This window comes from Streptomyces tendae, from assembly GCF_014650435.1.
Taxonomy (GTDB): domain Bacteria; phylum Actinomycetota; class Actinomycetes; order Streptomycetales; family Streptomycetaceae; genus Streptomyces; species Streptomyces tendae.
The window spans coordinates 512722-530625 of record NZ_BMUY01000005.1 but is presented as its reverse complement, the minus strand read 5'-3'; the positions used below and the strand labels follow the sequence as shown (position 1 = coordinate 530625).

General features: G+C 70.8%; 17 protein-coding genes, 1 rRNA gene and 1 riboswitch. Of the genes, 12 read left to right on the top strand and 6 right to left on the bottom strand.

Features of this window, described 5'->3' with window-relative positions; all coding sequences use genetic code 11:
* The 11 genes from rrf to IE258_RS17225 form a co-directional block, all read left to right on the top strand.
* Nucleotides 1-97: ribosomal RNA gene (rrf, locus tag IE258_RS17275) — 5S ribosomal RNA — on the top strand; the annotation flags it as partial.
* 109 nt (nt 98-206) lie between these two features.
* On the top strand, nt 207-815 hold the full coding sequence (gene clsA, locus IE258_RS17270; protein WP_189744385.1) for a cardiolipin synthase ClsA: 609 nt from the start codon (nt 207-209) through the stop codon (nt 813-815).
* Between the two features lie 112 nt (nt 816-927).
* Complete coding sequence (locus IE258_RS17265; RefSeq protein WP_087810469.1) at nt 928-3423, top strand: mannose-1-phosphate guanyltransferase; 2496 nt, start codon at nt 928-930, stop codon at nt 3421-3423.
* A 168-nt stretch (nt 3424-3591) separates the two neighbouring features.
* Nucleotides 3592-4431 carry a DUF881 domain-containing protein gene (locus tag IE258_RS17260; RefSeq protein ID WP_189744383.1) on the top strand — a complete coding sequence of 280 codons (840 nt, stop codon included), beginning with the start codon at nt 3592-3594 and terminating at the stop codon, nt 4429-4431.
* On the top strand, nt 4428-4760 hold the full coding sequence (locus IE258_RS17255) for a small basic family protein (protein WP_003977440.1): 333 nt from the start codon (nt 4428-4430) through the stop codon (nt 4758-4760). Before IE258_RS17260 ends, IE258_RS17255 begins: the two co-directional genes overlap by 4 nt.
* A 5-nt stretch (nt 4761-4765) precedes the next feature.
* Nucleotides 4766-5605: a DUF881 domain-containing protein gene (locus IE258_RS17250; protein WP_189744381.1), complete on the top strand. Its 840-nt coding sequence runs from the start codon at nt 4766-4768 to the stop codon at nt 5603-5605.
* Nucleotides 5606-5753: 148 nt separating this feature from the next.
* The gene (locus tag IE258_RS17245; RefSeq protein WP_229892166.1) at nt 5754-6605 is read left to right on the top strand and encodes a zinc-ribbon and FHA domain-containing protein; all 852 of its coding nucleotides are present in this window, start codon (nt 5754-5756) and stop codon (nt 6603-6605) included.
* A gap of 44 nt (nt 6606-6649) precedes the next feature.
* Nucleotides 6650-7387 (top strand): transcriptional regulator FtsR, encoded by a 738-nt coding sequence (ftsR, locus tag IE258_RS17240; protein ID WP_189744376.1) that lies wholly within the window; start codon nt 6650-6652, stop codon nt 7385-7387.
* Between the two features lie 156 nt (nt 7388-7543).
* Nucleotides 7544-8017: a bifunctional nuclease family protein gene (locus IE258_RS17235; protein WP_030189411.1), complete on the top strand. Its 474-nt coding sequence runs from the start codon at nt 7544-7546 to the stop codon at nt 8015-8017.
* A gap of 162 nt (nt 8018-8179) precedes the next feature.
* The gene (locus tag IE258_RS17230; protein ID WP_189744374.1) at nt 8180-8866 is read left to right on the top strand and encodes a MerR family transcriptional regulator; all 687 of its coding nucleotides are present in this window, start codon (nt 8180-8182) and stop codon (nt 8864-8866) included.
* Between the two features lie 73 nt (nt 8867-8939).
* Nucleotides 8940-10376, top strand: a complete 1437-nt coding sequence (locus IE258_RS17225; RefSeq protein ID WP_189744372.1) for a DNA polymerase IV — start codon at nt 8940-8942, stop codon at nt 10374-10376.
* Here the strand turns inward: IE258_RS17225 and IE258_RS17220 are convergent.
* Nucleotides 10292-10669, bottom strand: a complete 378-nt coding sequence (locus IE258_RS17220; RefSeq protein WP_189744370.1) for a PRC-barrel domain-containing protein — start codon at nt 10667-10669, stop codon at nt 10292-10294. The two genes, IE258_RS17225 and IE258_RS17220, sit on opposite strands and share 85 nt — an antisense overlap.
* A gap of 151 nt (nt 10670-10820) precedes the next feature.
* Nucleotides 10821-10916, top strand: a riboswitch (glycine riboswitch).
* Nucleotides 10917-11093: 177 nt separating this feature from the next.
* Between IE258_RS17220 and gcvP the strand changes: the two genes are divergently transcribed.
* Entirely contained in the window at nt 11094-13979 is a 2886-nt protein-coding gene (gene gcvP, locus IE258_RS17215) for an aminomethyl-transferring glycine dehydrogenase (RefSeq protein ID WP_189744368.1), read from the top strand.
* 63 nt (nt 13980-14042) lie between these two features.
* On the opposite strand, the gene IE258_RS17210 is transcribed toward gcvP, so the two are convergent.
* From IE258_RS17210 to IE258_RS17190, 5 genes are all read right to left on the bottom strand, one after another.
* Nucleotides 14043-14462: a TOBE domain-containing protein gene (locus IE258_RS17210; RefSeq protein WP_189744366.1), complete on the bottom strand. Its 420-nt coding sequence runs from the start codon at nt 14460-14462 to the stop codon at nt 14043-14045.
* 27 nt (nt 14463-14489) lie between these two features.
* The gene (locus IE258_RS17205) at nt 14490-15593 is read right to left on the bottom strand and encodes an ABC transporter ATP-binding protein (RefSeq protein ID WP_189744364.1); all 1104 of its coding nucleotides are present in this window, start codon (nt 15591-15593) and stop codon (nt 14490-14492) included.
* On the bottom strand, nt 15590-16363 hold the full coding sequence (locus tag IE258_RS17200; protein ID WP_229892164.1) for an ABC transporter permease: 774 nt from the start codon (nt 16361-16363) through the stop codon (nt 15590-15592). The genes IE258_RS17205 and IE258_RS17200 overlap by 4 nt, the downstream gene beginning before the upstream one ends.
* An 83-nt stretch (nt 16364-16446) precedes the next feature.
* Entirely contained in the window at nt 16447-17274 is an 828-nt protein-coding gene (gene modA / locus IE258_RS17195) for a molybdate ABC transporter substrate-binding protein (RefSeq protein ID WP_189744362.1), read from the bottom strand.
* A gap of 206 nt (nt 17275-17480) precedes the next feature.
* On the bottom strand, nt 17481-17876 hold the full coding sequence (locus IE258_RS17190) for a TOBE domain-containing protein (protein WP_189744360.1): 396 nt from the start codon (nt 17874-17876) through the stop codon (nt 17481-17483).
* Nucleotides 17877-17904: the final 28 nt, after the last annotated feature.

Genomic DNA, 17904 nt, shown 5'->3' with positions numbered 1-17904 from the left:
GGAAACGCCCGGTTACATTTCGAACCCGGAAGCTAAGCCTTACAGCGCCGATGGTACTGCAGGGGGGACCCTGTGGGAGAGTAGGACGCCGCCGAACTCCTTTTAGAGCTCTGGCTCTTGGGCATGCAGCCCGAGAGCCAGAGCTTTTTTGCGTTGAGGTAAGGTCAGTGAGCATCATTGGCTCGTTTCCCCCAGGAGGCCCCCGCGTGGAGGTCCAGGAGACCCGCGTGCAGACCGACCGGGTCCTCACCATCCCGAACATCCTCAGCATGGCGCGCCTGGCCGGCGTGCCGCTGTTCCTGTGGCTCATCCTGCGGCCCGAGTTCGGCGGCCCGCAGAGCGACGGCTGGGCGCTGTTGGTGCTGGCCCTGAGCGGGGTCAGCGACTACCTGGACGGAAAGCTCGCGCGGCGTTGGAACCAGATCAGCAGCCTCGGCCGGCTGCTGGACCCGGCGGCCGACCGGCTCTATATCCTCTCGACGCTGGTGGGTCTCACCTGGCGCGAGATTCTCCCGCTTTGGTTGACCCTTGTACTGCTGGCCCGGGAAGCGATGCTGCTGGTGATGGTGGGCATCCTCCGGCGCCACGGCTATCCGCCGCCGCAGGTGAACTTCCTGGGCAAGGCCGCCACCTTCAACCTCATGTACGCCTTCCCCCTGCTTCTGCTGAGCGACGGAAGCGGATGGATCGCGTCACTGGCCGCGGTTTTCGGATGGGCGTTCGCCGGATGGGGTACAACCCTGTATTGGTGGGCAGGTGTTCTCTACGTGGTGCAGGTCCGCCGCCTGGTTCGTGCGGACGCCGCAGCCGATTGAACTCGCTGATTGTGCGGTCCCGGTGGCCGGATGGCCCCCGCTGGAAAAGTGCGGGACCCTGGACGGGTGAAGTCGGCTAAACCGTCGTCTCTCAGAGGAGGACGCTTCCGACATGAAGGCCGTCGTGATGGCTGGAGGCGAAGGCACGCGCCTTCGTCCCATGACCTCGAGCATGCCCAAACCGCTCCTGCCGGTGGTCAACCGGCCGATCATGGAGCACGTCCTTCGGCTGCTCAAAAGGCATGGGCTCAATGAGACCGTCGTGACCGTCCAGTTCCTGGCCTCGTTGGTCAAGAACTATTTCGGTGACGGCGAAGAGCTCGGAATGGAGCTCACCTATGCCAACGAGGAGAAGCCACTCGGTACCGCCGGAAGCGTCAAGAACGCGGAGGAGGCGCTGAAGGACGATGCCTTCCTCGTCATTTCCGGCGATGCCCTGACCGACTTCGACCTCACCGACCTGATCAATTTTCACAAGGAAAAGGGTTCGCTCGTCACGGTGTGTCTGACGCGCGTGCCCAACCCGCTGGAATTCGGCATCACCATCGTCGACGAAGAGGGCAAGGTCGAGCGCTTCCTGGAGAAGCCGACGTGGGGCCAGGTCTTCTCGGACACGGTGAACACCGGGATCTACGTCATGGAGCCCGAGGTCTTCGACTACGTCGACCCCGATGTGCCGGTGGACTGGTCCGGTGACGTCTTCCCCCAGCTGATGAAGGAAGGCAAGCCCATCTACGGCTATGTCGCCGAGGGCTACTGGGAGGACGTCGGTACCCACGAAAGCTATGTGAAGGCCCAGGCCGACGTCCTGGAGCGCAAGGTCGACGTCGACATCGACGGCTTCGAGATCTCCCCCGGGGTCTGGGTGGCCGAGGGTGCCGAGGTGCATCCCGACGCAGTGCTGCGCGGGCCGCTTTACGTCGGCGACTACGCCAAGGTCGAGGCCGGCGCGGAAATCCGCGAGCACACGGTCGTCGGGTCCAACGTCGTCGTCAAGAGCGGCGCCTTCCTGCACAAGGCCGTGGTCGCCGACAACGTGTACGTCGGACCGCACAGCAATCTGCGAGGCTGTGTGGTCGGCAAGAACACCGACATCATGCGTGCCGCGCGGATCGAGGACGGCGCCGTCATCGGCGACGAGTGCCTGGTCGGTGAAGAATCGATCATCCAGGGGAATGTGCGGGTCTACCCGTTCAAGACCATCGAGGCCGGCGCCTTCGTCAACACCTCGGTCATCTGGGAGTCCCGCGGGCAGGCGCATCTGTTCGGCGCCCGGGGTGTCTCCGGCATCCTGAACGTGGAGATCACGCCGGAACTCGCCGTGCGGCTGGCCGGTGCGTACGCGACGACCCTGAAGAAGGGGTCCACCGTCACCACGGCCCGCGACCACTCCCGTGGTGCCCGGGCGCTGAAGCGGGCGGTGATCTCCGCGCTGCAGGCCAGCGCCATCGACGTACGCGACCTGGAGAACGTACCGCTGCCCGTGGCGCGGCAGCAGACCGCGCGGGGCAGTGCCGGCGGGATCATGATCCGGACAACCCTCGGGGTGCCGGACTCCGTCGACATCATGTTCTTCGACGGACAGGGCGCCGACCTGTCGCAGGGCAGCCAGCGGAAGCTGGACAGGGTGTTCGCGCGGCAGGAGTACCGGCGGGCGTTCCCCGGAGAGATCGGGGACCTGCACTTCCCGTCCAGCGTGTTCGACTCCTACACCGGGTCCCTGTTGCGCAACGTCGACATCACCGGCATCGCGGAGTCCGGGCTCAAGGTGGTCGTCGACGCCTCCAACGGCAGCGCGGGGCTGGTGCTGCCGAGCCTGCTCGGGAAGCTGGGCGTCGACTCGCTGACGATCAACCCCGGTCTCGACGAGGCCAGGCCGACCGAGTCCGCCGACATGCGGCGCTCCGGTCTGGTGCGCCTCGGGGAGATCGTGGCGTCCTCGCGGGCCGCGTTCGGGGTGCGGTTCGACCCGGTCGGCGAGCGGCTGTCGCTCGTGGACGAGAAGGGCCGCATCATCGAGGACGACCGGGCGCTGCTGGTCATGCTGGACCTGATCGCGGCCGAGCGGCGCAGCGGCCGGGTGGCGCTTCCGGTGACGACGACCAGGATCGCCGAGCAGGTCGCCGCGTACCACGGCACACAGGTCGAGTGGACGACCACCTCCCCGGACGACCTGACGCGGGTGGGGGGCGAGGAAGGCGCGATCTTCGGCGGCGACGGCAAGGGCGGCTTCATCGTCCCGGAGTTCAGCAGTGTCTACGACGGCACGGCGGCCTTCGTGCGGCTGATCGGGCTGGTGGCACGGACGCAGCTCACGCTGAGCCAGATCGACGCGCGGATCCCGCGGGCGCACGTCCTGAAGCGTGATCTGGCGACCCCGTGGGCGGTCAAGGGCCTGGTGATGAGGCGGGTCGTCGAGGCGGCCGGGGACCGGTTCGTGGACACGACGGACGGGGTGCGGGTGGTCGAGACCGACGGGCGTTGGGTGATGGTGCTGCCCGACCCGGCGGAAGCGGTCACCCATCTGTGGGCCGAGGGCCCCGACGACGCCTCCGCGCAGGCGCTGCTGGACGAGTGGGCCGCGGTGGTGGACAGCGCGGGCCGCTGATAACGCACCGCACGCGTGCGTGCCGGACAAGTGTCCCCAAGGGGGCCTGTCCGGCACGCCGGTGGGGCCGTTCGGAGGTAGTGGCGGTGGCGTGCGACGATGTGCGGCATGCCGCAGCCACCCCCCGTTCGGAGCACATCCACGCGGCCCGCGCGCCCGGACGCGTCCATGTCCCTGCTCACCAACGTCATGGACCACAGCCTCGACGACGGATACGCCGAGGCCGCCGCGCGGAAGAAGGCCGACGGCAGTGGCGGCATGCCCAAGACGGTGCGCGCGAAGCTGGGCCTGGCGGCCGGTCTGGTCCTCGCGGCCCTGGTCGTGACGGTCGGCGCGGCCCAGGCGCGGGTCGCCGCTCCCGTCGTCGCGAAGGAGCGTGAGGAGCTGGTCGACCGCATAGAGGGGGAGACCTCGGCGGCCGACAAGCTGGAGAAGGCCGTCGACGAGCTGCGCGACGAAGTGAACACACGTCGGCGCGAGGCGCTGGAGAAGAGCGGCGACGGCGACCGGTCCGACCTGGTGGGCATCCTGTCCGGTGCGGTGGAGGTGCACGGCCCCGGCGTGAAGCTCGTGGTGAACGACGCCAAGGACGTCAGCGGCACGGGCGCCGACGGGCAGCCGCGCGGCACCTCCGGGTTCTCCGACACGGGCCGGCTGCGGGACCGGGACATGCAGCGGGTGGTCAACGGGCTGTGGGAGTCCGGCGCCGAGGCGATCTCCATCAACGGCCAGCGTCTGACGGCACTGTCGGCGATCAGGGCCGCAGGTGACGCGATACTGGTCGACAACAGGCCGCTGGTGCCGCCGTACACGGTGCTCGCGGTAGGGGCCGGGGAGCAGCTCAGCAGGGGGTTCCAGGACAGCGCCGACGGGCTGTACCTGCATGCCCTGGAGGAGAGCTACGGCATCCGGACCGCGATCTCCGTCGCGGACGACCTCAAGCTGCCGGCCGCACCGAGTGTGATCGTACGTACAGCACAACCGATATCCGAGAAGGGCACATCGTGATCGCCGTACTGGGCCTCGTCGTGGGAGTCGTGGCCGGATTGCTGGTCCGGCCCGAGGTGCCGGCGGCCGTGGAGCCGTATCTGCCGATCGCCGTCGTGGCGGCGCTGGACGCCGTCTTCGGTGGTCTGCGGGCCATGCTCGACGGCATCTTCGACGACAAGGTCTTCGTGGTGTCGTTCCTGTCGAACGTGGTCGTGGCCGCGCTGATCGTGTTCCTGGGCGACAAGCTGGGCGTCGGCGCCCAGCTGTCCACCGGTGTCGTGGTGGTCCTCGGCATCCGGATCTTCTCCAACGCCGCGGCGATCCGACGCCACGTCTTCCGGGCGTGAGGCGGATGAGCGACCACGAGGAGCAGCCCGCCAACAGGCTGCGCGAGGAGCTGCCCGACGAAGTGCCGCCCTCGCCGTCGGCGCCCGGTGACCCGCAGGGTGCGCGGCCGGAGCGGAACGGACTGACCGGCAGGCAGCGGCTCCTGAAGGGGCTGTGGCCGCCGCGTCTCACCCGGGCGCAACTCATCGTCGCCCTGCTCCTGTTCGGGCTCGGATTCGGCCTCGCGGTCCAGGTGGCGTCCAACAGTGACAGCGACAGCGCGCTGCGTGGTGCCCGCCAGGAGGATCTGGTCCGCATCCTCGATGAACTGGACGACCGTACTCAGCGTCTTGAAGACGAGAAGCAGGGCCTCGAGAAGCAGCGCGACGAGCTGGAGAACAGCTCCGACCAGGCGGAGGAGGCCCGCAAGCAGACGCTCGAGAAGGAGCGGCAACTGGGCATTCTCGCGGGCACCGTGGCCGCGCAGGGGCCCGGGATCACGGTGACCATCGAGGACACGAAGGGGACGGTCGAGGCGGACATGCTGCTCGACGCCATCCAGGAGCTGCGCGCGGCGGGTGCGGAGGCGATCCAGGTGAACGGCGTACGGGTGGTCGCCGGCACGTATCTCGCGGACGCCGACAACTCCGTCAGCGTCGACGGGAACAAGATCAACGCGCCCTATCGTTTCCAGGTCATCGGCAAGCCGCAGGACCTCGAACCGGCTCTCAACATTCCTGGAGGAGTGGTGCAGACTCTGGAGAAGGAACAGGCCACCGTTACTGTTGAGCGGTCGAGCAAGATCGTCGTGGACGCCTTGCGAGCGGCGGAGCGGCCTGACTACGCTCGGTCGTCCTCCCAGTGAACCGAGGGTGCATGGGGGACGTCCGGCGAGGGCATGAGGTTGCGGGGGGTCGGCGCACCGATTGGGTGGTGCGTGGTGGAAACTGTCTGGTGGAGACGGACGTTGTGAAGGTGTCCGGGTCGGCCAGTGCGTTCAGTAAGGGTTCGTCCTGCCCCACGGGCGGGTCTGTTTCGGTCAAGGGGAATCGCCCGTGAAGTTGTTTGCGAAGTTGTTCGGCAAGAGCGCGCGAGAGGGCAGCGGCGACAACGCGACCGCCCGTCATCGCGCACAGCCCGACGCGGAGGGCCCACGCCCGATGTACCGGGACCAGGTGGGTGGTCCGGGCGCGCCGTCTGTTGACCCTGCTCAGTCCGGCGGCATAGGTTTCGGCCAGCCCTCGGCCTCAGGTACGGGTGGAGGGTTCAACCCCGACCCGTACGCGTCGAATGCCCCGGCGGGGCAGCCGCGGCAGGAGGATCCGTCCATGTCGGCCCTGGTGTGTACGAGGTGCGGCAACCGCAACGCGGAGAACAGCCGCTTCTGCTCGAACTGCGGCGCTCCGCTGCGGCCCGGCGCGGTCCCGGAGCGTGCGTCCGAGACCACCTCGACGATCTCCATCTCCGGTCTGGAGGCCTACGACGCCGAGGTCACCGGTCAGACGGCGATGCCGGCGCTCTCTCCCGAGGCGCAGGCGGCCGTGGACGCGCTGCCGCTGGGCTCCGCGCTCCTGGTGGTGCGCCGCGGTCCGAACTCGGGCAGCCGCTTCCTGCTCGACGGCGAGCTGACCACCGCCGGCCGTCACCCGCAGAGCGACATCTTCCTGGACGACGTGACGGTCTCGCGCCGTCACGTGGAGTTCCGGCGCAGCCCGGACGGCTCGTTCACGGTCGCCGACGTCGGCAGCCTGAACGGCACCTACGTCAACCGGGAGCGCATCGACCAGGTCGCCCTGTCGAACGGTGACGAGGTGCAGATCGGCAAGTACCGGCTGGTGTTCTACGCGAGCCAGCGGGGTTACTGACCCGCCCCCGGGCCGCGCGCCCGGGGAACCTCCAGGGAAGGTCCATGTTTCAAACACCGAGCGGCGGTGCCGGGCAAGGCGCCGCCGCCACGGACAGTGGGCTGATGAGCATCGGCGCGGTGCTGAACGCACTGCGTGACGAGTTCCCCGACATCACCATCTCCAAGATCCGGTTCCTGGAGTCTGAGGGGCTCGTCGAGCCGCGGCGGACCCCGGCCGGGTATCGCAAGTTCAGTGCGCACGACGTCGAGCGGCTGGCCCAGGTGCTGCGCATGCAGCGGGACCACTACCTGCCGCTCAAGGTGATCCGCGAGCATCTGGACGCCGTGGAGCGGGGCGAGGCCGTCGCGCTGCCACGGGTCGGCCGGCAGCGGGACGGCGAGGCCGTACCGGAGTCCGCCGAGGCGCCGACGGTGGCCAGGATCGGCCGGGACGAGCTGCTGGCCACGGCCGGGATCGACGACCAGGAGCTCAAGGAGTGGGAGTCGTACGGGCTGCTCGCCCCGCTGCCGGACGGGGCGTACGACGCCGAGGCGGTCACCGTGGCGTCGCTGGTGCTGCAGCTGGGGCGCTTCGGTATCGAGCCGCGGCACCTGCGGGTGATGAAGGCCGCCGCCGACCGGGAGGCCGGGCTCGTGGACCAGGTGGTGGCCCCGCTGAAGCGGCACCGCAACCCCCAGACCAGGGCACACGCGGAAGCCCGCACGAAGGAGCTGGCGGGTCTCGCGGTGAAGCTGCACGCCGCGCTGGTGCAGACCGCCCTGGGCGTGCGACTGCCCTGAACCGGGCGGGAACGGGGATCCGGGTCACCACCCGATCCGGACCCCGCAACACCGACAGGTTCCGGACCGGGATCGCCCACCCGATCCGGACCCGGATCGCCCACCCGATCCCGGCCCGACTACCCAAACGTCCCGGGCACGGCCTAGGGTTGCTGTGTGAACGAGCTCGATGTCGTAGGTGTCCGGGTCGAGATGCCCTCCAACCAGCCGATCGTGCTGCTGCGCGAGGTGGGCGGCGACCGTTACCTTCCCATCTGGATCGGACCTGGGGAAGCGACGGCGATCGCCTTCGCCCAGCAGGGCATGGCGCCCGCACGGCCGCTGACCCACGACCTGTTCAAGGACGTGCTGGAAGCCGTCGGCCAGGAGCTCACGGAAGTGCGCATCACCGACCTGCGTGACGGGGTCTTCTACGCCGAGCTGGTCTTCGCGAGCGGGGTCGAGGTCAGTGCCAGGCCCTCCGACGCCATAGCGCTGGCCCTGCGCACCGGTACGCCGATCTACGGCAGCGACACGGTCCTCGACGACGCGGGCATCGCCATTCCGGACGAGCAGGAGGACGAGGTGGAGAAGTTCCGCGAGTTCCTCGACCAGATCTCGCCCGAGGACTTCGGGACCAGTAACCAGTGAGACGCGGCCCCGTCCGCGCACATCCGGCTAGCCTTTCCCGGGACAGGGCACGGGAAACCACTCGTAGGGTGATTATCACTCGGCGTGCCGAGTGTGGCGATCGTTGACGCACCCTTGGTGACTGCCTACCTTCGAGGAGGCAGGTCAAGGACGGAGGTCGGCGTGAGAATCAGCGGCGACGGTACGGTTGGGGGTGGCCCCGGGCACAGCCTGGGGGCAGGCGGTCCGTACCCGCCCCCGGGCTCCCGGCTTCGCGCGAGCGCGGGCCACGCCCAGCACGGTGGCGCGGCCGATCCCGGTCCGCAGCGACCGGCAGCGGTGCCGACCAGCGGAGGGGCGACGTCCATGGCGTCCGAGCAGATCGGCTATCGCGGCCCGACGGCCTGCGCGGCCGCCGGCATCACCTACCGGCAGCTCGACTACTGGGCCCGTACGGGCCTCGTCGAGCCCAGCGTGCGGCCCGCGCACGGATCCGGAACGCAGCGCCTGTACAGCTTCCGCGACGTGGTCGTGCTGAAGATCGTCAAGCGCTTCCTCGACACCGGGGTGTCCCTGCAGAACATCCGCACCGCGGTCCAGCACCTCAGGGAGCGCGGCTTCCGGGACCTGGAGCGGATGACGCTGATGAGCGACGGCGCCACCGTCTACGAGTGCACCTCGCCCGACGAGGTGCACGCCCTGCTCCAGGGCGGCCAGGGCATCTTCGGGATCGCCGTCGGCGTGGTCTGGCGGGACGTGGAGGGCGCCCTGTCCCAGCTGCACGGGGAGCGGATCGACACGGGGGAGACTCTGGTCGGGCACAATCCGGCCGACGAACTGGCCCGTCGGCGGAACAACCGGGCGGTCTGAGTCCCGTGGCGCGGCCGGCTCCGTCCTGCCGGTCATGGCGGGATTGTCAGTGGCGTAGGGCAGCATCGGAGATGTGAGACCCGCGCCCACGATCCTGCATCTCGACATGGATGCCTTCTTCGCCTCGGTGGAGCAGGCGTCCAAGCCGAGCCTGCGCGGGAAGGCCGTGGTGGTGGGAGGCCTCGGGCCGCGCGGCGTGGTCGCCACCTGTTCGTACGAGGCCCGGGTGTTCGGCGTGCACTCCGCGATGCCGATGGGCCAGGCCCGCCGGCTCGCGCCGCACGCCGCCTACCTCGTTCCGCGCTTCGAGCTCTACCGGTCGATCAGCGAGCAGGTGATGCGGCTGCTGCGGGAGCTGTCGCCGCTGGTGGAGCCGCTGAGCCTGGACGAGGCGTTCGTGGACCTGGAGGCCGGCGGGACGGCCTGGGACGCGGAGTCGGCGCGACTGGCCGGGGCGAAGCTGCGCACGGACATCCGCACCGTCACCGGCCTCACCGGGTCCGTGGGGCTCGCCGCCTCCAAGATGCTCGCCAAGATCGCCTCGGAGGAGGCCAAGCCCGACGGACTGGTCCTCATTCCGCCGGGGACGGAGCGGGCCATGCTGGAGCCGATGACGGTGCGCACGCTGCCCGGCGTGGGACCGGCCACGGGCGACCATCTGCGGCGGGCCGGGATCACCACGGTCGGCGAGATCGCCGAGGCGGGGGAGGACGAGCTGGTGCGGCTGCTGGGCAAGGCGCACGGCCACGCGCTGTACGCCATGGCGCTGGCGCGTGACGAGCGGCCGGTGGTGGCCGAGCGGGAGACCAAATCGGTGTCGGTCGAGGACACCTACGACGTGGACATCCACGACCGGGTGCGGGTCGGAGTCGAGGTGGGACGGCTGGCGGACCGCTGTGTGCGGCGGCTGCGCGCCTCCGGCCTGTCCGGGCGGACCATCGTGCTCAAGGTGCGCAGATACGACTTCTCCACGCTGACCCGCTCCGAGACCCTGCGTGGCCCCACCGACGACCCCGCGGTGGTGCGCGAGGCGGCCGCCAGACTGCTGGACTCGGTGGACACCACGGGCGGCGTGCGACTGCTCGGCGTGGGGGTCAGCGGGCTCGCCGACTACACGCAGGAGGACCTGTTCGCGCAGGCCGCGGAGGGGCGGGCCGAGGAACTGGCCGAGGAACCCGAGACCGAGCCCGCCGAGGAGCACGGACCCACGCCCACCGAGCGCCGGTGGCCGGCCGGGCACGACGTGCGGCACGCGCAGCTGGGGCACGGCTGGGTGCAGGGCAGCGGTCTCGGGCGGGTCACGGTGCGGTTCGAGACGCCGTACTCGCGGGTGGGGCGGGTGCGGACCTTCCCGGTGGACGATCCGGAGCTGAGCCCGGCGGATCCGCTGCCGCTGGTCGCCGGGGCGGAGGGCGGCGAGGCCGGTCAGCCGTCGTCGTTGCCCCGGCCGGCCAGCTTGCCGAAGTCGTGGTCGGGCGGCGGGGGACCGGCCGCCACGTCCAGGCCGTAGTGGTGGTACAGCTGGAGTTCCTGTTCCGGCGAGAGGTGTCGGCCGACGCCGAAGTCGGGCGCCTCCTTGATCAGCGCCCGGTCGAAGGGCACGCGCAGTGCGCCCTCGACCAGCTCGCTGGGCTCCAGGGGGACGAAGGCGTCCCTGCTGAAGAGGCCGGTCCGTATCGCCGCCCACTCGGGGACGCCGGTGGCATCGTCGAGGTAGACCTCGTCCACGGTGCCGATTCTGGTGCCGTCCCGGTCGAACGCCTTGCGGCCGATCAGGTTCCGCGGATCGATGTCAGTACGCACGGGGCCCTCCATTTGATCGCACCACTGGGCCGGACTGGGGTCGGCACACCAGCCGCCTAATCATCCGTAAGTACTACAAAAGAGCACAAGGGCCCGGTCGGCCACTCGAAGTCCGTGCGACGGCCTCGCTGGTACGCTGGCAAACGGCTGCTGACCCCGCGCGGGAGAGTCCTCCGGACACCACCGGAGGCGCCGAAGGAGCAAATCCTCCCCGGAATCTCTCAGGCTCACGTACCGCACGGACGAGGTCACTCTGGAAAGCAGGGCGGGTGTCGACGGCTTCCGCTCTCACCGACGGTGAAAGCCGGGAGAGCCCCAGGGCTCGCCCGGTGAAGCTCTCAGGTTGAGATGACAGAGGGGGAGGCCGTCCGGGTACCCGCGCCGTGGTGCCCCTCGAAGGTCGTCAGACCAGGAGGCCTCCGCAATGACCGCCCACCGCACTCCGCTCTCCGAACTCGAACAGGCCATGCCCTTCGAGCAGCGCCACATCGGCCCCGACCACGAGGCTCGGGCCAAGATGCTCGCGCAGGTCGGTTACGGTTCGCTCGACGAACTGACGGCCGCCGCGGTGCCGGATGTGATCAAGAACGCCGACCGGCTCGACCTGCCGGGCGCGCGTTCCGAGGCCGAGGTGCTGGCCGAGCTGCGCTCCCTGGCCGACCGCAACCAGGTCCTCGACTCCATGATCGGCCTCGGCTACTACGGCACCTTCACCCCGCCGGTCATCCTGCGCAACGTCATGGAGAACCCGTCCTGGTACACGGCGTACACGCCGTACCAGCCGGAGATCTCCCAGGGCCGGCTCGAGGCCCTGCTGAACTTCCAGACCATGGTCGCCGAGCTGACCGGCCTGCCCACCTCCGGCGCCTCGCTGCTCGACGAGGGCACCGCCGCCGCCGAGGCGATGGCGCTGTCCCGGCGCATGGGCAAGAACAAGAAGGGCCTGTTCCTGGTCGACGCGGACGCCCTGCCGCAGACCGTCGCCGTGATACGGACCCGTGCCGAGCCGACCGGTGTCGAGGTCGTCGTCGCCGACCTGAGCGAGGGCATCCCCGCCGAGGTCGCCGAGCGCGAGATCAACGGCGTCCTGATCCAGTACCCGGGCGCCTCCGGAGCCGTCCGCGACCTGAAGCCCGTGATCGACCGGGCGCACGAGCTGGGCGCCCTCGTCACCGTCGCCGCCGACCTGCTCGCCCTCACGCTGCTCACCTCGCCCGGCGAACTGGGCGCGGACATCGCCGTGGGCACCACCCAGCGCTTCGGCGTGCCGATGGGCTTCGGCGGACCGCACGCCGGCTACATGGCGGTGCACGAGAAGTTCGCCCGCAGCCTCCCCGGCCGCCTGGTCGGCGTCTCCGTGGACGCCGACGGCAACAAGGCATACCGACTGGCCCTGCAGACCCGCGAGCAGCACATCCGCCGCGAGAAGGCCACCAGCAACATCTGCACCGCACAGGTGCTGCTCGCCGTCATGGCCGGCATGTACGCCGTCTACCACGGCCCCGAGGGCCTGCGGGCCATCGCGCGGCGCACCCACCGGTACGCCACGATCACCGCCGCAGGACTCGCCGAGGGCGGCGTCGAGATCGTCCACGGTGCCTACTTCGACACGGTCACCGCGAGGGTGCCCGGCCGGGCCGACGCGATCGTCCACGCCGCCCGCGAGAACGGCATCAACCTGCGGCCCGTCGACGCCGACCACGTGTCCTTCGCCTGCGACGAGACCACCACGCGGGCCCAGGTGGGCGGCGTGTGGAACGCGTTCGGGGTCGAGGGCGACATTGAGGCGCTGGACGCGGAGGCCGGGGAGGCGCTGCCCGACGCGCTGCTGCGCACCGACGACTTCCTGACCCACCCCGTCTTCCACCAGCACCGCTCCGAGACCGCGATGCTGCGCTACCTGCGCCGCCTCGCCGACCGGGACTACGCGCTGGACCGCGGCATGATCCCGCTGGGCTCCTGCACCATGAAGCTCAACGCGACCACCGAGATGGAGCCGGTCACCTGGCCCGAGTTCGGCGCGCTGCACCCCTTCGCGCCCGCCGAGCAGGCACAGGGCTACCTCACCCTCATCCGTGAGCTGGAGGAGCGGCTCGCCGAGGTCACCGGGTACGACAAGGTCTCGCTCCAGCCGAACGCCGGCTCGCAGGGCGAGTTCGCGGGCCTGCTCGCCGTACGCGGCTACCACCGGGCCAACGGTGACGAGCAGCGGACCGTCTGCCTCATCCCGTCCTCCGCGCACGGCACCAACGCCGCCAGCGCCGTCATGGCGGGCATGAAGGTCGTCGTCGTCAAGACCGCCGAGGACGGCGAGATCGACGTCGAGGACCTGCGCGCCAAGATCGAGAAGCACCGCGACGAGCTGGCCGTGCTGATGATCACCTACCCGTCCACGCACGGCGTGTTCGAGGAGCACGTCGCCGACATCTGCGCCCAGGTGCACGACGCCGGCGGCCAGGTCTACGTGGACGGCGCCAACCTCAACGCCCTGGTCGGCCTCGCCAAGCCCGGCCACTTCGGCGGCGACGTCTCCCACCTGAACCTGCACAAGACCTTCTGCATCCCGCACGGCGGCGGCGGTCCCGGCGTCGGCCCCGTGGCCGTACGGTCGCACCTGGCGCCGTACCTGCCCAACCACCCGCTGCAGCCCGCGGCCGGTCCGCAGACCGGTGTCGGCCCGATCTCGGCGGCGCCGTGGGGCTCGGCCGGGATCCTGCCGATCTCCTGGTCGTACGTGCGGCTGATGGGCGGCGAGGGCCTCAAGCGGGCCACGCAGGTGGCCGTGCTGTCCGCCAACTACATCGCCAAGCGCCTCGAGCCGCACTTCCCGGTGCTCTACAACGGCCCCGGCGGGCTGGTCGCCCACGAGTGCATCATCGACCTGCGCCCGCTGACCAAGGCGACCGGCGTGAGCGTCGACGACGTCGCCAAGCGGCTGATCGACTACGGCTTCCACGCGCCGACGATGTCCTTCCCGGTGGCCGGCACGCTGATGATCGAGCCGACCGAGTCCGAGGACCTGGCCGAGCTGGACCGGTTCTGCGAGGCGATGATCGCCATCCGCGCGGAGATCGAGAAGGTCGGCTCCGGCGCCTGGCCCGCCGACGACAACCCGCTGCGCGGCGCCCCGCACACCGCGGGCACGCTCGGCGGCGAGTGGGACCACGCGTACACGCGCGAGGAGGCCGTCTTCCCGGCCGGGGTGTCCGCCGCCGACAAGTACTGGCCGCCGGTGCGCCGCATCGACCAGGCCTACGGCGACCGGAACCTGGTCTGCTCCTGCCCGCCGCTGGACGCGTACGAGGACTGAGCGCTCCGTAACCGGAGCCCCGCCCCCGTCCTCGGGAGCGGGGCTCCGCCGTTGTCGGGCCGGCTACGTCGTGGCGAGCGCGACCTCGGTGGACTTGACCAGGGCGATGACGTCCGAACCCACGAAGAGGCCCAGCTCCTCGGCCGCTTCCTTGGTGATCACAGCGGTGAGCTCGGCGTCCGCCACGGCGATGTGCGCAACCGCCATGACTTCGCCGAGCACGAGCCGGGTGACCGTGCCGGGCAGCCGGTTGCGGATCGAGAGGCCGTCGGCCCTGCCGGTGGCGAGGGAGATCTCCGTCGACTTCACCAGGCCGCGGACGGCCGTTCCGGGGCTCAGGCCGAGATCGTCGGCGGCCTCCCGGGTGATGGCCGCGGTGAGGTTCTGACCTCCGGACAGGCGGACCCTGACCGTCGCCATGGCCTCGCCCGGGGTGACGGCGGTGACGGTGCCGGGGAGCTGGTTGCGGATGCTCAGGCTCATGGGGGCACCGTAGCCCGGCCGAGGGTCTTATGCCGGGTATGCGTGGGTCTGCGTCGCCTTGACCGTCGCCCACACCGGTGCGCCCGGGTGCAGGCCCAGCTCGGCCGCGGCGACCGTCGTGAGGTCGGCGGCGAGCGCGAGTTCGCCGGTGAGGTCCACCCGGATCTGGTCGCCGTGACTCTCCAGGCCCGCGACCTCGCAGCGCCACAGGTTGCGGGCGCTGGACCCGGTGGGACGGGCGCCGTACAGGGTCACGGCGCTCGGTGGGAAGGCGACGAAGACCGGGCCCGCGAGGTCCTCGGTGGTGGTGATGGCGGGGCCCGTGTCGAGTCGCACGGTGTGGCCCTCCGCCCGGCCCCGGTAGAGATTCAGGCCGACCAGTTGCGCGATGTAGTCCGTGCGGGGCCTGCGGGCGATGTCGGCGGGCCCCCCCTCCTGGACGACCGCGCCGTCCTCGACCACGACCAGCCGGTCGGCCAGCACCATGGCGTCCAGCGGGTCGTGCGTGACCAGGACGGCGACGGCCTCGAACTCGGCGAGATGGCGGCGGAGCTGGGCCCGCACCTCCAGCCGGGTCCGGGCGTCCAGGGCCGCGAGCGGCTCGTCCAGGAGCAGCAGTCGGGGGTGGGTGGCCAGTGCGCGGGCCAGGGCGACGCGCTGGGCCTGCCCCCCGGACAGGCGCCGGGGCCGGGCACCCGCGTGGTCGGCCAGGCCCATGCGGTCCAGCCACGCCGCGGCCTGCACCCGTGCCTGCGCCTTGCCCGCGCCTCGGCAGCGCGGTCCGAAGGCCACGTTGTCGAGGGCGGTCAGGTGCGGGAAGAGCAGGTAGTCCTGGAAGACGACGCCGACCGGGCGCGACTCCGGCGGCGTACGGTCCAGTGCGGCGCCGTCCAGGCGCAGGTGGCCGCCGGTGAGGGGGACCAGCCCGGCGAGCGCGCGCAGGGCGGTGGTCTTGCCCGCGCCGTTGGGGCCGAGGAGGGCGACGACGTCGCCGGGAGCGGCGGTGAGCGCGACGTCCAGACGGAAGGAGCCACGGTCCACCACCAGCCGGGCGTCGAGACCTTCCTCGGACGGGTGGCCGTCGGGGGCGGGGGAATGCACGGCGGTCTTCCGTTCACCGGTGTCGGTCATGACGCACTCATCCAGCGGTCCCGCAGCCCGGCCAGGACGGCGATGGAGACGGCCAGCAGCACCAGGCTGAGGGCGATCGCCGCCGCCGGGTCGTTCTGCAGGGCGAGGTAGACGGCCAGCGGCATGGTCTGGGTCCGGCCGGGGAAATTGCCCGCGAACGTGATCGTCGCGCCGAACTCGCCGAGCGCCCGCGCCCAGGCCAGCACGGCGCCCGCCGCGATGCCCGGCGCGATCAGCGGGAGCGTCACCCGGCGGAACGCGGTGAAACGCGAGGCGCCCAGGGTGGTGGCGGCCTCCTCGTAACGCGGGTCGGCGGCGCGCAGGGTGCCCTCCACGCTGATGACCAGGAACGGCATCGCCACGAACGTCTCCGCGAGGACGACGCCCGTCGTCGTGAACGGCAGGGTGATCCCGAACCACGTCTCGAGCCACTGCCCGACGACGCCGTTGCGCCCGAACGCCAGCAGGAGCGCGACGCCGCCCACCACCGGAGGCAGCACCAGCGGCAGCGTCACCAGCGCGCGGACGAACCCCCGGCCGGGGAAGTCCGTGCGGGCCAGCAGCCAGGCCAGGGGGACGCCGACGAGGAGGCTCAGCGCGGTCGCGGACGTCGCGCACAGCAGCGACAGCCGCAGCGCCTGCCACACCTCGGGGCTGGACAGCTGCTCCGGCAGGCCGCTCCACGGCGCGCGTATCACCAGGGCCAGCAGGGGCAGCAGCAGGAACGCCAGGCCGACCAGGGCGGGCACCAGCAGGGGGGCCGGCACCATGCGTCCCCGGCGGCGGGCACGGCGCGGCCCGCCGGTCACCGGATCGGCTCCGGCCGGTGCGGGCGTCTTTCCGGTGGTCCCGGTCACGGCGTGCGGAACCCGGCCCCGGTGAGGACCCGCTGCCCTTCGGCGGACTTCACCAGCTCGATGAAGGCCCTGGCCGCGTCGGTGTTGGGGGCGTCCTTGAGGAGGGTGATCGGGTAGTCGTTGACCGCCTTGGCCGACTCCGGGAAGTCGACGCCCGTCACCTTGTCGCCGGCCGCCTTCACATCGGTCTTGTAGACGACCGCGGCGTCCGCCTCCTTCAGTTCGACCTTGGTCAGGGCGGCCTTGACGTCCTGCTCGTAGGAGACCGGGGTGAGTTCGAGACCGCTGGCGTCGAGCGCCTTCTGGGCCGCGGCCCCGCACGGCACCGTCTTGTCGCACAGCACGACCTTGAGGCCGGATCCGGTGAGGTCCTTCAGGGAGGAGACGTGATCGGGGTTGCCGGGCAGGGTGGCGATCTCCAGCTGGTTGCGCACGAAGGTGGCCGGGGTGCCGGCCGCGGCCCCGGCGTCGGTGACGGTGGCCATCGTCTTCGGGCTGGCGGAGGCGAACACGTCCGCCGGGGCGCCGCCGGTGATGCTGGCGGCGAGGGTGTCACTGCCGGCGAAGTTGAACGTGACCTCGGTGCCCGGGTGCTGCTTCTCGAAGGTCTCGCCGAGCGTCGTGAAGCTCTCCTTGAGCGAGGCCGCGGCGAAGACGGTGACCTGGCCGGAGAGCTTCGGGGAGGCGGACGTGGCGCCGGCGGAGTCCGAGTCCGTGTCCGAGGACGACGAGCACGCGCTCAGCGCCAGCAGCGCGGCGGCCCCCGCGCCGGCCACCCGCGCGGTACGGCGGATGCGGTGGGTCCTGCGCACGGAACGGGTCATCACGGGCCACTCCCTCGGCGTTCTGGGCGGGGGCCGATGGCTCGGCGGCCAAGCGAACGGAGCCCCCCGTTGCGCCGATCATACTTCCGCATGTGCGAGGGGCATGTCTCCTGTCTCATCGCATGAGCAAGGCATGTACGACGAAAGGTTGGCATGTGCGTTCGCACGGACGACCCGGTGCGGGCTCGTGCCTGCCGGCCGGTCGCTCACGTCCTGTCGATATGGACATTCGTCGACTTCACCCGGGCCGTGGCCTCCACGCCGACCTCCAGGCCGAGTTCCTCGACCGCCTCCCTGGTCAGCAGGGAGACCAGCCGGTGCGGGCCGGCCTGGATCTCGACCTGGGCCGCGACATCGCCGAGCTTGATCGCGGTCACGATCCCGGGGAACGCGTTGCGGACCGAGGTGTACGGGGTCTCCTCGTCGGCGCCGCCGGAGCGGGCCAGTTCGACCGAGAACGCGGCCAGGTCACGCCCGTCGACGACGCGCCGTCCGCCCTCGTCGCGGCGGGTGGCGATCCGGCCCGCGTCCGCCCAGCGGCGCGCGGTGTCCGGGCTGACGCCGAGCAGTCGCGCCGCCCGGCCGATCGTGTAGGACTGCATGCCGGTCACGATAGGCCGCGGGGGCGGG

Excerpts from the sequence above, each read along its gene's own strand:
- modA (WP_189744362.1), bottom strand. The coding sequence starts at position 17,274 with ATGACCCGTTCCGTGCGCAGGACCCACCGCATCCGCCGTACCGCGCGG.
- IE258_RS17210 (WP_189744366.1), bottom strand. The coding sequence starts at position 14,462 with ATGAGCCTGAGCATCCGCAACCAGCTCCCCGGCACCGTCACCGCCGTC.
- IE258_RS17260 (WP_189744383.1), top strand. The coding sequence starts at position 3,592 with ATGTCCCTGCTCACCAACGTCATGGACCACAGCCTCGACGACGGATAC.
- IE258_RS17265 (WP_087810469.1), top strand. The coding sequence starts at position 928 with ATGAAGGCCGTCGTGATGGCTGGAGGCGAAGGCACGCGCCTTCGTCCC.
- gcvP (WP_189744368.1), top strand. The coding sequence starts at position 11,094 with ATGACCGCCCACCGCACTCCGCTCTCCGAACTCGAACAGGCCATGCCC.
- IE258_RS17205 (WP_189744364.1), bottom strand. The coding sequence starts at position 15,593 with ATGACCGACACCGGTGAACGGAAGACCGCCGTGCATTCCCCCGCCCCC.
- IE258_RS17200 (WP_229892164.1), bottom strand. The coding sequence starts at position 16,363 with ATGGTGCCGGCCCCCCTGCTGGTGCCCGCCCTGGTCGGCCTGGCGTTC.
- IE258_RS17190 (WP_189744360.1), bottom strand. The coding sequence starts at position 17,876 with ATGCAGTCCTACACGATCGGCCGGGCGGCGCGACTGCTCGGCGTCAGC.
- ftsR (WP_189744376.1), top strand. The coding sequence starts at position 6,650 with ATGTTTCAAACACCGAGCGGCGGTGCCGGGCAAGGCGCCGCCGCCACG.
- IE258_RS17250 (WP_189744381.1), top strand. The coding sequence starts at position 4,766 with ATGAGCGACCACGAGGAGCAGCCCGCCAACAGGCTGCGCGAGGAGCTG.